This window comes from Rhodococcus koreensis (assembly GCF_900105905.1).
GTDB classification, from domain to species: Bacteria; Actinomycetota; Actinomycetes; order Mycobacteriales; family Mycobacteriaceae; genus Rhodococcus_F; species Rhodococcus_F koreensis.
In genome coordinates this window covers 6,447,896-6,462,246 of record NZ_FNSV01000005.1, presented here as the reverse complement: position 1 = coordinate 6,462,246, position 14,351 = coordinate 6,447,896, and the positions used below count along the sequence as shown (strand labels likewise).

Here is a 14,351-nt window from a genome sequence, read left to right as displayed (position 1 = left end):
GCGCTACCCCTCGTCCGTCCTGAACCGGCCGAGCTGGTGGCGCAGCGCCGCGTCGAGGTCGGGCCGCCGGAACCGGTGGCCGCGGCCCTCGAGCTTGCCGGGGGCGACCCGCTGATCGGCCAGGGCGAGCTCACGCGCACCCTGTTCCCCGAGCAGCAGTTTCGGACCGAAATCGGGCACCGGAAGAAAGGCCGGTCGATGCAGCACCGACGCCAGGACCGCGGTGTACTCCTCGTTGCGAACAGGATTCGGCGCCACCGCGTTCACCGGCCCGCTCAACCCCGAATCCACGACGGCGCGGTGGTAGACGTCGATCAGATCGTCGATGTCGATCCACGACAGCCACTGCGTTCCGGCGCCCAGGCGACCCCCGAGTCCGACCTCGAACAGCGGCCGCTGCAGGCGCAGCACACCGCCGCTCGGCGACTGGACGATCCCCGTGCGGACCTGCACCACCCGCAGTCCGGCGTCCGCTGCCGGCGTCGCCGCGTCCTCCCAGTCCGCCACGACGTCGGCGAGGAAGCCGTCGCCCCGCGCATCCTGCTCGTGCAGCACCTCGTCGCCGCGGTCGGGCCCGTAGTACCCGATCGCCGACGCACTGACGAACGCCTTCGGTCCCTGCCCGGATGCGGCCGCCACCTCCGCGAGCCGCCGCGTGGGTTCGATACGACTGTCCCTGATCGCCCGGCGATGACCGTCGGTGAACCGTCCCGCGATGGACGCGCCTGCCAGGTGGATCACCGCGTCGACGCCGTCGAGCAGGTCCGCGGCAGGCGCATCCGGATTCCAGCGCCGCTCGTCGGGCGTGCTGGGAGCGCGGCGCACGAGACGGATCACCCGATGCCCGCCCGTGCTCAGGAACGCCGTCAGGGCGGAGCCGACGAGCCCCGAACTGCCCGTCACCGCGATCGTGAGGGGGCCGGGCAGGAGCGTGGACGCCCAGTGGTGCCGGTCTACGTCGTCGGCGAGTTGACGGTGCCGGTAGACGAACGTCGACCGGAGGAACTGACCGGGCACGATGGTGTCGACCCGGTCGGTGACCCGGGTCCGGTCCTCGGACACCACGTCGAACGTGTGCGTGTGCCGCCACGGCACCAGCAGGCGCAGCGGCAGGGCGGCCGAATAGTCGACGAACCGGTGCGGAGGGTCGTATTCCTTCGCGTCGTGCTGCGCGACCCACGTCAGGCCGCCGGGCATGCGCAATTCGGCACGACCCGATTCCAGAGACTCGGATTCCTTCGCGAGACTGAGCGGCTGCCACGGCGGTGAGAGCCGGGCGAACGCCCCGGCCCTGGTGTGCCAGGCGAACAACTCGTCCCGCGAGGCCTCGACCACGCTCGAATGCACGATGCCCATGACCCGACCATAGTCGCGACAGGCCGCGCGGCGGTGACAACGACGGGTAGCGTGTGGGAATGACGCAGTTACGTGTACTGGTCACCGGAGCCACCGGATACATCGGCGGACGCCTCGCTCCCCGGCTCGCGGAAGCCGGCCACCGGGTGCGGGTACTGGTGCGTTCACCGGAAAAACTGACCGACGTTCCGTGGGCGTCCGATGTCGAAATCGCTCGCGGCGATCTGAGTGACCCCGAATCCCTTTCTGCCGCTTTCGCAGACATGGATGTCGTCTACTACCTCGTGCACTCGATGGGAGGGGCGGACGAGTTCGAGAAGGCCGAACGCATCAGCGCGGAGAACGTGGCCGAGGCGGCCCGCACGGCAGGTGTCGGCCGGATCGTCTACCTCGGCGGACTGCATCCCGATTCGGCGGATCTCTCGCCGCACCTGCGGTCCCGCACCCAGGTGGGACGGATCCTCGTCGACTCCGGTGTCCCCACAATGGTTCTGCAGGCCGGGGTGGTCATCGGCTCCGGTTCGGCATCGTTCGAGATGATCCGCCACCTCACCAACCGGCTCCCCGTGATGACGACGCCGCGGTGGGTGAACAACAAGATCCAGCCGATCGCGGTCCGCGACGTGCTGCACTACCTCGTCGCCGCGGCCGAGGCGCCGTTGCCGCGCAGTCGCACGTTCGACATCGGTGGCCCCGACGTCCTCCGCTACGGCGAGATGATGCAGACGTACGCCGAGGTCGCCGGTTTGCGTCAGCGTCGCATCCTCGTCCTCCCGGTGCTGACCCCGAAACTCGCGGGCCTGTGGATCGGTCTGGTCACCCCGATCCCCCGCTCACTCGGGCGGGCCCTGATCGAATCACTCCACAACGACGCCGTCGCAGGCGAGCACGACATCGACGACGTGATCCCGCCGCCGAAGGCCGGCCTGACGACGTACCGGGACGCTGTCCGATTGGCGTTGCGGCGCATCGACAACGGCGAGGTGGAGACGACGTGGGCCAGTGCGTCCCCGGTCGGCGCCCCCTCCGATCCGTTGCCGTCCGATCCCGACTGGGCCGGTGAGGTCGTCTACACCGACGAACGCACCAAGGACTGCGACGCCGACGCCGCAACGCTGTGGACCGTCGTCGAGAGCATCGGCGGCGAGAACGGCTGGTACTCGTTCCCACTCGCGTGGTCCGTGCGCGGCTGGCTCGACCGCGTCGTCGGCGGCGTCGGTCTCACGCGTGGACGCCGGAACCCCGCGCAGCTCAACACCGGTGACCCCCTGGACTTCTGGCGGGTCGAACGCATCGACCGGGGGTCGCTGCTCCGGCTGCGCGCCGAGATGCGGGCACCGGGCGGGGCGTGGCTCGAATGGACCGTCCACAGTGTGGATCCCGACCGGTCCCGCCTCGATCAGCGGGCAATCTTCTTCCCCAAAGGGTTGGCCGGGCGGCTGTACTGGTACTCGATCCTGCCGTTCCACGGAATCATCTTCAAAGGCATGATGGAGAACATCACCGGGTCGGCGGCCCGTCAGACCGTGCAGAGCGGCTGAATCCCCTCTCTGCCACCGGTGGTCGGGGACGTCAGCAACAGGCACGAGTTGTAGCCCCGCGATTCCACCACCTGCCGGATCTGCTGCCACCCCGCGTCGTCGACCGCCGGAGTGCGGGAGAGCACGAAACCCGACACCCGTGCCGGGTCACCGACCAGCGCCCACGAATAGTCGTCGGCGATGTAGGTGACCACATAGTTGGTGGGACCGTCCGCCGCACTCTGGAACGGCACGTCCGGGAAACTCACGTGGAGTTGCGCATTGGTGACCGGATCGTTGACGCGCGCGTTGCCCGTGATCCCGTTCGTCCCACCCGCCCACGTGGTGCACCTGTTGGCGACGCTGACGTTCGACGGGTCGATCAGTCCGTACGTCGCCCTCGTGTCCCGCGCGCAGTCGAGATTGAACGGCTGTGGCACAGCGGCCAACTGATACCACGTGCCCAGGTACCTCTGGACGTCGAGGGATGGTACGGGGGCGAGCGCACCCGGTTGAGCGTGTGCGGGGCCGGCCGCCAGCAGCACAGCCGCGGCGGCGGCCGACAGTGCGGCGGCGATCCCACGGACCTTCGACGGTGTCATCTCGAATCCTTTCAACATCATGCGGTCGACGAAACGGGCAGCCAAAACAGAGGGCCGGCGCAGCACCCTCTCTCGGGGTATTCGATGCCCATTCCGGATCGGATGGGTCGCTGCGAGAGAACTTTCGACCCATCCGTTCGGAAGACCGCTCCGAATGCCTGTCGATGGTGCTCCCCCGCACTCACACCGGAGAGAGGCAAATTCTGATGAAGATCACCACACGAGTCCTGGCAGTCGCCGCGAGCACGTCCCTGGCCCTGCTGGGCTCGGCGTGTTCGTCGGACGACAGCGGCTCGTCCAGCAGCGGCTCCGCTTCGGAGGCGATGACGTCCGAGTCGATGTCGTCCGGTTCGATGACCTCGTCCGCGATGGCCGATCCCGCCGCCAACCTGGTCGGCCCGGGCTGCGCCGAGTACGCGAAGACGGTTCCGGACGGCGCAGGTTCGGTCAGTGGCATGGCGCAGGATCCGGTTGCGACGGCCGCGTCCAACAACCCGCTGCTCACCACGCTCACCGCCGCCGTGTCCGGTCAGCTCAACCCGCAGGTCAACCTCGTCGACACGCTGAACAGCGGGCAGTTCACGGTCTTCGCGCCGGTGGATGCCGCGTTCGCGAAGGTCGACCCGGCCACGATCGAGACCCTCAAGACCGACCCGGCCCTGCTCACCAAGGTCCTGACGTACCACGTGGTCCCCGGCCAGATCGCGCCGAGTGACATCGCCGGCGAGCACACGACCGTCGAGGGCGGCACGGTCACCGTCACCGGTTCGGGTGACGACCTGAAGGTCAACGACGCAGGCGTCATCTGCGGCGGCGTCCAGACCGCCAACGCCACGGTGTACCTCGTCGACTCCGTCCTGATGCCCCAGTAGGCATCCCCCCACGTGAGTGGGAAAGCGTGGTCCGGCACGCTTTCCCACTCACGTGCGGGTGCGGGGTCCGCCCATCCGATGCACAGTCAGCTCCGAATAATTGATATGGAGAGAGGCTCACCCACCGCCCCGGCGTACGTGCTCGTGCTGCCCGGCGGCAAACCACGCAGTCAGGACCCGTCACGCTGCTGGCACCTGTCTAACCTGCGCATGATCTGGTTGGCCCGGTCCCTGAGGTCGACGCTCGGACCCCACGGCATCGCCGTGCAACGGCTGCAGTACCGGGTCCGCGGATGGAACGCCCCCGAGGCCAGCCCGTTGCACGACGCCCGGATAGCCCTCGAGCGGGCCCGACTGCGGTTCGGGGACGTCCCCGTCGCCGTCGTCGGGCATTCGATGGGCGGCCGCGTCGCCGCGCACCTCGCCGACCTCGACAACGTCCGGGCGATCGCCGCCCTCGCACCCTGGTGGCCCGAATCCGACGCCGATCTGGTGCCTGCCGACCGCAGCCTGATGGTCGCGCACGGAACCGCCGACCGCTGGACGGACCCCGTCGCCTCCCGGATCCAGACCGAACAGGCACTGGCGCGCGGAGTGAACGCCTCCTGGCATCCGCTCTCCGGAGCCGGCCATTTCATGCTCACCCGGCCGTGGTGGTGGCATCGCATCACCGCCGATTTCGTTCTCGACGCCTTCGCCGCGGAAGGCGTCGTCCCCGCACCGACAGACCGGAAGGCAGGTCGCCATGCATGATTCGGAGAAGCTCGGACGCAGGAACGTCGCCGTGATCGGCAGCGGCGTCGCGGGGTTGACCGCCGCCTACGTTCTGTCCCGCCACGACCGCGTCACCCTCTACGAGTCCGACGCCCGTCTCGGCGGCCACGCCCACACTCACCACCTGACGCTGGGCTCGGGTGTGGAGGTGGACGTCGACACCGGCTTCATCGTGCACAACGACCGCACCTACCCCACCCTGCTGCGCCTGTTCGCCGAACTCGACGTGGCCACCCAGGATTCCGACATGTCGATGTCGATCCGATCCGATGCGAGCGGGCTCGAGTACGCGGGCGCGAAGGGCCTCCGCGGACTGTTCCCGACCGCCCGCAACCTGGCCCGGCCACGTTACTGGCGCATGCTCGGCGAGGTGCTCCGGTTCCACCGCCGTGCCCGGACCGTGCTCGACACCCCGGCCGGCGAGTCCGGCGCGCAGGAACCGCTGGGCGAATTCCTGGCCCGCAACGGTTTCAGCCCGTACTTCGTCGAAAACTTCATGACCCCGCTCGTCGCGGCCGTGTGGTCGTGCGATCCCGCGACCGCCGCGCGCTACCCGGCCCGCTACCTGTTCACCTTCCTCGACCACCACGGAATGCTCACCGTCTTCGGCTCACCCACCTGGCGCACCGTGACCGGCGGGTCCGCCCGCTACGTCGAGAAGGTGGCGGCACACGTCGACGAGATTCTTCTCGAAACCCCGGTGCAGCAGGTGGAGCGCACCCCGGACGGCGGCACGTGCGTCGTCGACGGCCGCGGCGACGTCCGGTACTTCGACGCCGTGGTGATCGCCGTTCACCCCCGCCGGGCGCTCGCCATGCTCGGCGACGCCTCCGATCTCGAGGCGGAGATCCTGGGCGCCATGCCGTATTCGGTGAACCACGCGCAGTTGCACACCGACGTGTCGCTGCTGCCCCGCGCCGAGCACGCCCGGGCCTCCTGGAACTACCTGACTCCCGCCGACGACAAGGACGACGCGGCGGGCGTCGTCGTCACCTACGACATGACCCGGCTCATGCGCCTCGACACGGTGCGCGACCGGCGGTTCCTCGTCACGCTCGGCGGGAAGCACCTCGTCGACCCGTCGAAGGTCGTCGCGGAGATGACGTACGAACATCCCGTCTACACCCCCGAATCCGTCGCGGCGCAGTCGCGGTTGCACGAACTCGGCTCCGGCACGTTCGCTTTCGCCGGCGCCTACCACGGCTGGGGGTTCCACGAGGACGGGGCGCTCTCGGGACTGCGCGCCGCCGAACGCATCGGCCGCTCGTGGGATGCGCAGACGGCACGACCCCACGAACGGGAGACGGTGTCGTGACCGCGCCGGCAATCTACTCGACGAGGATCCGGCACACGCGCATCGAACCGGTCCGCAACAGCTTCGACTACACGAGCTACAGCTGGTACGTCGACGTGGACGCCCTTCCTCGCCTCCCGCGGTGGCTCGGACCGTTCGCCCGCTTCCGCGCCGAGGACCACCTCGAACCGGATCCGGCCGCCGCCACGGACACGCTGCGCAGCAGGGTGGATGCGTTCCTCGCCGGACAGGGAGTCGACCTCTGCGGGGGCCGGGTGACGGCCCTTCTCAACGCGCGGGTGCTCGGCTACGTGTTCAACCCGCTCAGCGTGTACTGGTGCCACGACGCCGACGGCAGCCTGAGATGCGTGATCGCCGAGGTGCACAACACGTACGGTCAGCGGCACAGCTACCTGATCCGGCCCGACGGCGACGACCGCGCCGAGGTGGACAAGCAGTTCTACGTCTCACCGTTCAACGACGTGAGCGGTCGTTACACCATGCGGTTCCCCGAACCCGGCGACACCCTCTCCCTGAACGTGGTTCTCCACCGCGACGGGCACGGACCGTTCACCGCGACGGTGCGGGGGACGCGGCAACCGGCCACGAGCCGGACGGTTCTGAGGACTCAACTGCGCACTCCCCTGGCACCTCTCGTGGTGTCGGCTCGTATCCGCATCCAGGGAATCACGTTGTGGGCCCGTGGACTTCCCGTCATGGCCCGGCCCGACGGCCGTCAGAAGGAGACAGTTCAGTGAGAAGGAACAAGGACACCGACACGGACGGGTCGCCTGCCGTGAGCACGGCCGGTGAGGGGTTCGTCGACGAGGAGTTCACCGGCGAGGACCCGGGGATCGACAACCGGATCTGGCCCGGGCTGGCCGACGTGCCGACCGGTGTGCGTGCCGCGGCGTCGGCGAAGGTCGCCGACCGCCTGTTCCGCCGCGCGGCCGCCGACCTCGACGTCCGCATCGAGTATCCCGACGGCACCCTGGTGGGGGCACGCCGGGAGCAGGAGATCCTGCCCCGCATGATCATCCGCAATCCCGACGCATTCGCCCGGCGGGTCGGGACGGGGGGACTGATCGGATTCGGCGAGTCCTACATGGCCGGCGACTGGACGTCACCGGATCTCGCCGCGGTGCTCAGCGTGTTCGCCTCCCGGATGGCGACGCTCATTCCTCGCCCACTGCAGCGGTTGCGCGCACTGTATGTCGCCAAACACCCGGCGCAGGAACGTAACACCGAGCAGAACACCCGCTCCAATATCTCCCGGCACTACGACCTGTCCAACGAGATGTTCGAGACGTTCCTCGACGAGACGCTGACGTACTCGAGCGCGCTGTTCTCGTCGACGCCGACGCGTGTGGGGCAGGTCCGGGACGTGACCGTCCTGCGGGCACCCGTCCCGCAGGTCACCCCGAAGTGGGACGACTTCGCGGACGCGCAGCGCCGCAAGATCGATCGGCTGCTCGACGAGGCCGGTGTCGGCGCGGGCACCCGGTTGCTCGAGATCGGGACCGGCTGGGGAGAGTTGTGCATCCGGGCGGCGGAACGCGGCGCCGTGGTCCGCTCCGTGACGCTGTCCAGCGAACAGCAGAGCCTGGCCCGCCGGCGTGTCGCAGAGGCCGGACACTCGGACGCCGTGCAGATCGACCTGCTCGACTACCGCAACGTCGACGGCGAATACGACGCCATCGTCTCCGTCGAGATGATCGAAGCCGTCGGGCACCAGTACTGGGCCACCTACTTCCGGGTACTCGACAAGCTCCTCGCCTCGGGCGGAAGGGTTGCGCTGCAGGCGATCACCATGCCGCACGATCGGATGCTCCAGACCCGCAACACCTACACCTGGGTGCACAAGTACATCTTCCCCGGCGGGTTCCTCCCGTCGACCGAGGCGATCGAATCCGTCACCGCCGAACACACCGGGCTGCGGGTGCGGGAACGCCTGAGCATGGGACAGCACTACGCGGAGACGCTGCGGCTGTGGAAGGAGCGGTTCGCCGCGCACAGCACGCAGGCGGAGGAACTCGGATTCGACGAGACGTTCCGCCGGATGTGGCATTTCTACCTCTGCTACTCAGAAGCCGGGTTCCGCTCCGGCTACATCGACGTCCAGCAGCTCGTCCTCGACAAGACGGGAGCACGACCGTGACCGTGGCCGCCGAACTCGACAAGGCGTTGCGTCCGCTCGTCCGCGGCGAACTGCCCGTGCACCTGACCGCGTGGGACGGCAGCACCGCCGGCCCGGCGACGGCGCCGAAGGTGGTGCTGCGCAGTCCCGACGCCCTGCGCCGATTGCTGTGGAACCCGGGCGAACTCGGGGCAGCGCAGGCCTACGTGACGGGTGAGATCGACGTCGAGGGCGACCTGAGCGAGGCCCTGGCACACGTGTGGGCGGTGGCCCGCGAGCGCGGGCTGAGCGGAGTGCGGCCGAGCCCGTCGACGATCGCGAAGGTGCTGCGCGTCGCCGCGAAACTGGGTGTCGTGGGCGGCCCCCTCCCCGCACCCGCCACGCAGGCGAACATCCGCGGCCGGCTGCACAGCCTGCTGCGCGACCGCGCAGCGATCAGCCACCACTACGACCTCTCCAACGATTTCTACTCGTTGATCCTGGACCCGCAGATGGCCTACTCCTGCGCGTACTTCACCCGGAATGCGCCGGGCGCACCGCAGGATCCGGACTACCGGCTCGAGGACGCACAGCGGGACAAGCTGGACCTGGTGTGCCGCAAGATCGGGCTCGAACCCGGCATGCGGTTGCTCGACGTCGGCTGCGGATGGGGGTCGCTGAGCCTGCACGCCGCATCCGCGTACGGTGCCCGGGTCGTCGGGGTCACGATCTCCCGGGAGCAGAAGGCCTTTATCGACGAGCGGATCACCGAACGCGGGTTGCAGGACCGCGTCGAGATCCGACTGCAGGACTACCGGGAGGTCCCCGACGGGCCGTTCGACGCCGTCGCCTCCCTCGAAATGGGTGAGCACGTGGGCGAGAAGAACTACGCCCGGTACGCGCAGGCCCTCTACGACAACGCGAAGCCCGGTGCGCGGGTGCTGATCCAGCAGATGTCGCGCACCGGACGCCATCCCGGCGGCGGCCCGTTCATCGAGTCGTTCATAGCTCCCGACATGACCATGCGTCCGGTCGGCGAGAGCGTCGCGTACCTCGAACGAGCCGGGCTCGAGGTGCGCGACGTGCATGGCCTTCGCGAGCACTACGTCTGGACCGTCGACGCGTGGCTGGAGCAGTTCGAGTCCCGCTGGGACGACGTCGTCGCGATGGTCGGGCTGGAGATGGCCCGGGTGTGGCGGCTGTACCTCGTCGGCGGCGGGATGAGCTTCGCGCAGGGCCGCATGGGCGTCGATCAGATCCTGGCCGTGAAGCCGACCGCGGCGGGCCGGTCGCTGATGCCCGCGGTGCGGGTCGATTCCACAGGTTCCGGCGTGCTCCGATGAACGGGTTCGACTGGTCGGGTTTCGGCGCCGTCACCGCGGCGAGCCTGCTGGTGCTCGCAATCCTGCAGGCCGCGACGTTCCTCGTCGGCCGCCGGATCGGGCGCTACAACGTCGTCGACGTGACGTGGGGCCTCGGTTTCGTCCTGGTGGCGTTCGTGGCCGCCGTCCTCGGCGACGGCGACGCGCTGCGCCGGTGGCTGGTGTTCGTGCTCGTCGCGGTGTGGGGTCTGCGGCTGACCTGGCACATGTACACGAAGTCCGCCGGGAAGGGCGAGGACCCGCGGTACGAGGAGATGCTCGACCGGGCCGGCGGCGACTCGCCGGGCGTCGTCATCAGGAAGATCTTCCTCACCCAGGGACTCGCGCAGTGGTTCGTCTCGCTGCCGCTGCAGGTGTCGGCCGTGCTCGGTCCGGCATCTGGAGTCGGCGCGGTGGCGGTGGTGCTCGGTGTCCTCCTGTGGGTGATCGGCGTCGTGTTCGAATCGGTCGGCGACCACCAGTTGAAGACGTTCAAGGCCGACCCGTCCCACAAGGGCGAGATCATGGACGTCGGCCTGTGGGCGTGGACGCGGCACCCGAACTACTTCGGCGACTCCTGCGTGTGGTGGGGGCTGTGGCTGATCGCGGCAAGCGTGTGGCCCGGCGCCGTCACCGTGCTGTCCCCCGTGGTCATGACGTATTTCCTGGTGTTCGCGACGGGTGCGCGGCTGCTCGAGAAGTCGATGTCGCAGCGTCCCGGCTACCCCGAATACCAGCAGCGAACCAGTTACTTCCTTCCCCTGCCGCCGAAGCGGTGAGCACCGTGCCGGCATCGCTCGCCCCTCCCCAGGTCCTGTCCTGGTCACACCGGCCGCAACCTGCTATTAGGCTGTGGATCGATGAACGGAATGGGCCGATGACCGGCGTCGACAGGGACACGGAGAACGTGACGCTGACGACATTGCTGGCGCGTATCTCGCGCGGCGAGCGGGATGCGTTCAGCGACTTCTACGAACGCACCAGCGCGCGGGTGTACGGCATGGTGCTGCGGGTGCTGCGCGATCCCGGATACAGCGAGGAAACCACCCAGGAGGTGTACCTGCAGGTCTGGAACAACGCGGCGAAATTCGATCCGAAGCAGGGGTCGCCGCTGTCGTGGCTGATCACCCTCGCCCACCGCCGCGCCGTCGACCGGGTGCGGTCCGAGCAGTCCGGATCCGAACGGGAAGCCGCCTACGGCGCCTCGAGTTGGTACGGACCGTTCGACGCGGTGTCGGAGGAAGTCACCCGGCGGGGCGACACCAGCGACGTCGTCGACTGCCTCGGCACGCTCACCGAAGTCCAGCAGCGAACCGTGGTCCTCGCGTATTACGGGGGGCTGACCTACCGGGAAGTGTCGGAGCGGTTGTCCGTGGCGCTTCCCACGGTGAAATCACGAATTCGAGACGGATTGATCAGGCTCAAGCAATGTCTGGGGGTGCAGTTCGATGGATGAGTCCCAGCACGACATCCTCGACCTCGCTCAGGTGTATGCACTCGACGCCGTCGACGATCAGCAGCGCCGAGAGATCGACACCGCGCTCCAGGGCGCACCGCCCCACCTTCGTCTGGAGTTCGACAACGCGGTGCGCGGGGTGCGCGAGACGATGGCCGCCCAGTCCGCGTCCACCGCGGTCGAACCGCCCGACTACCTGCTCGGGCGCATCCTCGATGCCCTGCCCGGCACTGCCTCGGCACCCGCGCCGGTGGCGCTGGACGAGGTTCGTGCGCGCCGGCGCAGGCGTCTCCTCGGCGCTCTGGGTGCGGCGGCCGCCGTGGTCGTCCTCGCCGTCGGTGGCATCACCGTCGCCCAGCAGTTGCAGAGCGACGAAACCCAACCCGTTCCCGCGCAGATCCTCGCGGCCGACGACGTCCGCACCGCGGCAGCGCCGATCGCCGGCGGCGGTTCGGCCACCGTCGTGTACTCCAAGGACGTCGACGCCGGACTGCTGGTCATGAACGACGTCCCACCGCCTGAGCCCGGTTCGGTCTATCAGATGTGGCTGCTCGGACCGTCGCACGAACCGGTGTCCGCCGGGATCATGGAGGCCGACGACGTGTCACCGTCGACGACCGCGGTCGTGAACGACATCGACCAGTCCACGGCACTCGGATTCAGTGTGGAACCGCCCGGCGGTTCGACCCAGCCCACCGGCGACATCTTCGCGACGGTGAACCTCACCTGACACGTGAGCGGCAAAGCGTGCGCGAGCACGCTTTGCCGCTCACGTGGGGGTCAGGCGTTGGCGGCTTTGTATTCGCGGCGGCGGCGGTGCAGGATCGGTTCGGTGTAGCCCGACGGCTGGGCGGTGCCGTCGAGGATGAGTTCCTTGGCGGCCTGGAACGCGATGTTGGTGTCGAAGTCCGGGGCCAGCGGCCGATACGTCGGGTCGTCCTGGTTCTGCCGGTCCACCACCGGCGCCATCCGTTGCAGCGAGGCCACGACCTGGTCGGCGGTGACGACGCCGTGCCGGATCCAGTTCGCCAGCAACTGGCTGGAGATGCGGAGGGTGGCGCGGTCCTCCATCAGGGCGACGTCGTGGATGTCGGGGACCTTGGAGCAGCCGACGCCGGCGTCGATCCACCGGACCACGTACCCGAGGATGGACTGGCAGTTGTTGTCGAGTTCCTGCTGCTTCTGCTCCGCGGTCCAGTCGGTGTCCGGGGCCAGGGGGATGGTGAGGATCTGCTCGAGGGTGGCCCGCGGGGCCCCCTTCAACCGGTCCTGGACGGCGAACACGTCGACCTGGTGGTAGTGGGTGGCGTGCAGGGTGGCCCCGGTCGGCGACGGCACCCACGCGGTGTTCGCGCCCGCCTTCGGGTGGCCGATCTTCTGCTCGAGCATCTCGGCCATCAGTTCGGTCATCGCCCACATGCCCTTGCCGATCTGCGCCTTGCCCTGCAGGCCGGCGGCCAAACCGGTGTCGACGTTCCAGTCCTCGTAGGCGGTGATCCAGGTCTGCTGCTTCATCTCGGCCTTGCGGATCATCGGCCCGGCCTCCATCGAGGTGTGGATCTCGTCGCCGGTGCGGTCGAGGAACCCGGTGTTGATGAACACCACCCGCTCGCGGGCCTCGTGGATGCAGGCGGCGAGGTTGACGGTGGTGCGCCGCTCCTCGTCCATGATCCCCACCTTCAACGTGTTGGCGGGCAGGTTCAGGACCTGTTCGACGCGGCCGAACAGTTCGGTGGTGAACGCGACCTCGTCGGGGCCGTGCTGTTTGGGTTTGACGATGTAGATCGACCCGGTGCGGGAGTTGACCAACGGCCCCGACGCCTCCGAGCGGGACAGCCCGTGGACGGCGCACAGGGAGGTGAGCAGGGCGTCGAGGATGCCCTCGGGGATTTCGGTGCCGTCGCCGTGCAGGATCGCCGGGGTGGTCATCAGGTGCCCGACGTTGCGGACGAACAGCAGCGACCGCCCGTGCAACGTGAGGTGCGTGCCGTCGGGGGCGGTGTAGGTGCGGTCCGGGTTCAGCCGGCGGGTGAACGACTTCCCGCCCTTGGTCATCTCCTCGGTCAGATCACCCCGGTTCAGGCCGAGCCAGTTGCGGTAGCCGATGACCTTGTCGTCGGCGTCGACGGCGGCGACGGAGTCCTCGAAGTCCATGATGGTGGTGACCGCGGACTCGAGCACCACGTCCTTGATCCCGGCCCGGTCGGTGGACCCGATCGGGGAGGTCGGGTCGATCTGGATTTCGGCGTGCAGGCCGTGGTTGCGCAGCAGCACCCCGGTCGGGGTGGCCGGGTCGCCGAGGTAGCCGACGAACTTGCCCGGCTCGGCCAGCCCGGTGATCGTGCCGTCCGCCAACTCCACCCGCAGGGTGTCCCCGTCCACGGTGTAGCCGGTGGCGTCGGCGTGCGAGCCCTCGGTGAGGGGGGCGGCGGTGTCGAGGAACGTGCGGGCCCAGGCGATGACCCGGTCGCCGCGGACCGTGTTGTAGGAGGTGCCCGGCTCGGCGCCGCCATCCTCGGGGATGGCGTTGGTGCCGTACAGGGCGTCGTACAGCGACCCCCAGCGGGCGTTGGAGGCGTTCAGGGCGAAGCGGGCGTTGAGGACCGGGACCACCAGCTGCGGGCCGGCGGTCGAGGTGATCTCGGCGTCCACGTTCGCCGTGGACACCGTGAACGGGGCCGGCGCCGGCACCAGGTAGCCGATCGAGGTCAGGAACTGCTGGTACTCGGCCGGGTCGGGGGTGCCGGTGTGGTCGCGGTGCCACCGGTCGATCTGCGCCTGCAGCTCGTCGCGGGTGGCGAGCAGGGCCCGGTTCTTCGGCGCCAGGTCCTCGATCACCTTCACCGCACCCGACCAGAAACCGTCGACGTCGATCCCGGTCCCCGGCAACGCCTCCTCGTTCACGAAGTCGTAGAGCACCTTCGCGACCTGCAGACCGCCGACCTCAACACGCTCAGTCATGAAATGACTCACCTTCCGCACTTGGCAAACTTCCACGAT

General features: G+C 68.8%; 13 protein-coding genes. 10 read left to right on the top strand and 3 right to left on the bottom strand.

Going from position 1 to position 14,351, the window contains the following annotated elements; all coding sequences use genetic code 11:
• Window positions 1-3: 3 nt before the first annotated feature.
• Window positions 4-1,356 carry a TIGR01777 family oxidoreductase gene (locus BLV94_RS33945; RefSeq protein WP_072947973.1) on the bottom strand — a complete coding sequence of 451 codons (1,353 nt, stop codon included), beginning with the start codon at window positions 1,354-1,356 and terminating at the stop codon, window positions 4-6.
• Between the two features lie 59 nt (window positions 1,357-1,415).
• Between BLV94_RS33945 and BLV94_RS33940 the strand changes: the two genes are divergently transcribed.
• Complete coding sequence (locus BLV94_RS33940; protein ID WP_072947971.1) at window positions 1,416-2,897, top strand: SDR family oxidoreductase; 1,482 nt, start codon at window positions 1,416-1,418, stop codon at window positions 2,895-2,897.
• Here BLV94_RS33940 and BLV94_RS33935 read toward each other — a convergent pair.
• On the bottom strand, window positions 2,876-3,478 hold the full coding sequence (locus tag BLV94_RS33935) for a lipocalin family protein (protein WP_072948124.1): 603 nt from the start codon (window positions 3,476-3,478) through the stop codon (window positions 2,876-2,878). The genes BLV94_RS33940 and BLV94_RS33935 overlap by 22 nt on opposite strands.
• Before the next feature lie 206 nt (window positions 3,479-3,684).
• Between BLV94_RS33935 and BLV94_RS33930 the strand changes: the two genes are divergently transcribed.
• The 9 genes from BLV94_RS33930 to BLV94_RS33890 all read left to right on the top strand — a co-directional run bounded on the left by BLV94_RS33930 (window position 3,685) and on the right by BLV94_RS33890 (window position 12,081).
• Window positions 3,685-4,350 (top strand): fasciclin domain-containing protein, encoded by a 666-nt coding sequence (locus tag BLV94_RS33930; protein WP_072948122.1) that lies wholly within the window; start codon window positions 3,685-3,687, stop codon window positions 4,348-4,350.
• Between the two features lie 105 nt (window positions 4,351-4,455).
• A complete protein-coding gene (locus BLV94_RS33925) occupies window positions 4,456-5,103 on the top strand; it encodes an alpha/beta fold hydrolase (RefSeq protein ID WP_072947968.1) in 648 nt (215 codons plus the stop codon).
• Entirely contained in the window at window positions 5,096-6,439 is a 1,344-nt protein-coding gene (locus BLV94_RS33920) for an NAD(P)/FAD-dependent oxidoreductase (RefSeq protein WP_072947966.1), read from the top strand. Before BLV94_RS33925 ends, BLV94_RS33920 begins: the two co-directional genes overlap by 8 nt.
• The gene (locus tag BLV94_RS33915) at window positions 6,436-7,176 is read left to right on the top strand and encodes a DUF1365 domain-containing protein (protein WP_072947963.1); all 741 of its coding nucleotides are present in this window, start codon (window positions 6,436-6,438) and stop codon (window positions 7,174-7,176) included. The genes BLV94_RS33920 and BLV94_RS33915 overlap by 4 nt, the downstream gene beginning before the upstream one ends.
• Window positions 7,173-8,576, top strand: a complete 1,404-nt coding sequence (locus BLV94_RS33910; protein ID WP_083395765.1) for a class I SAM-dependent methyltransferase — start codon at window positions 7,173-7,175, stop codon at window positions 8,574-8,576. Before BLV94_RS33915 ends, BLV94_RS33910 begins: the two co-directional genes overlap by 4 nt.
• Window positions 8,573-9,877: an SAM-dependent methyltransferase gene (locus tag BLV94_RS33905; RefSeq protein WP_072947960.1), complete on the top strand. Its 1,305-nt coding sequence runs from the start codon at window positions 8,573-8,575 to the stop codon at window positions 9,875-9,877. The genes BLV94_RS33910 and BLV94_RS33905 overlap by 4 nt, the downstream gene beginning before the upstream one ends.
• A complete protein-coding gene (locus BLV94_RS33900; protein ID WP_072947957.1) occupies window positions 9,874-10,674 on the top strand; it encodes a DUF1295 domain-containing protein in 801 nt (266 codons plus the stop codon). Before BLV94_RS33905 ends, BLV94_RS33900 begins: the two co-directional genes overlap by 4 nt.
• A 98-nt stretch (window positions 10,675-10,772) precedes the next feature.
• Complete coding sequence (locus tag BLV94_RS33895; protein WP_072947955.1) at window positions 10,773-11,351, top strand: sigma-70 family RNA polymerase sigma factor; 579 nt, start codon at window positions 10,773-10,775, stop codon at window positions 11,349-11,351.
• Window positions 11,344-12,081, top strand: coding sequence for an anti-sigma factor (locus tag BLV94_RS33890; protein WP_072947952.1), 738 nt, complete (start codon window positions 11,344-11,346; stop codon window positions 12,079-12,081). Before BLV94_RS33895 ends, BLV94_RS33890 begins: the two co-directional genes overlap by 8 nt.
• Window positions 12,082-12,131: 50 nt before the next feature.
• On the opposite strand, the gene BLV94_RS33885 is transcribed toward BLV94_RS33890, so the two are convergent.
• Window positions 12,132-14,312: a malate synthase G gene (locus tag BLV94_RS33885; protein ID WP_072948118.1), complete on the bottom strand. Its 2,181-nt coding sequence runs from the start codon at window positions 14,310-14,312 to the stop codon at window positions 12,132-12,134.
• Window positions 14,313-14,351: the final 39 nt, after the last annotated feature.

Coding starts and splice junctions, on each gene's coding strand:
- BLV94_RS33920 (WP_072947966.1), top strand. CDS start 5,096: ATGCATGATTCGGAGAAGCTCGGACGCAGGAACGTCGCCGTGATCGGC.
- BLV94_RS33940 (WP_072947971.1), top strand. CDS start 1,416: ATGACGCAGTTACGTGTACTGGTCACCGGAGCCACCGGATACATCGGC.
- BLV94_RS33895 (WP_072947955.1), top strand. CDS start 10,773: ATGACCGGCGTCGACAGGGACACGGAGAACGTGACGCTGACGACATTG.
- BLV94_RS33885 (WP_072948118.1), bottom strand. CDS start 14,312: ATGACTGAGCGTGTTGAGGTCGGCGGTCTGCAGGTCGCGAAGGTGCTC.
- BLV94_RS33900 (WP_072947957.1), top strand. CDS start 9,874: ATGAACGGGTTCGACTGGTCGGGTTTCGGCGCCGTCACCGCGGCGAGC.
- BLV94_RS33890 (WP_072947952.1), top strand. CDS start 11,344: ATGGATGAGTCCCAGCACGACATCCTCGACCTCGCTCAGGTGTATGCA.
- BLV94_RS33925 (WP_072947968.1), top strand. CDS start 4,456: ATGGAGAGAGGCTCACCCACCGCCCCGGCGTACGTGCTCGTGCTGCCC.
- BLV94_RS33935 (WP_072948124.1), bottom strand. CDS start 3,478: ATGACACCGTCGAAGGTCCGTGGGATCGCCGCCGCACTGTCGGCCGCC.
- BLV94_RS33930 (WP_072948122.1), top strand. CDS start 3,685: ATGAAGATCACCACACGAGTCCTGGCAGTCGCCGCGAGCACGTCCCTG.
- BLV94_RS33945 (WP_072947973.1), bottom strand. CDS start 1,356: ATGGGCATCGTGCATTCGAGCGTGGTCGAGGCCTCGCGGGACGAGTTG.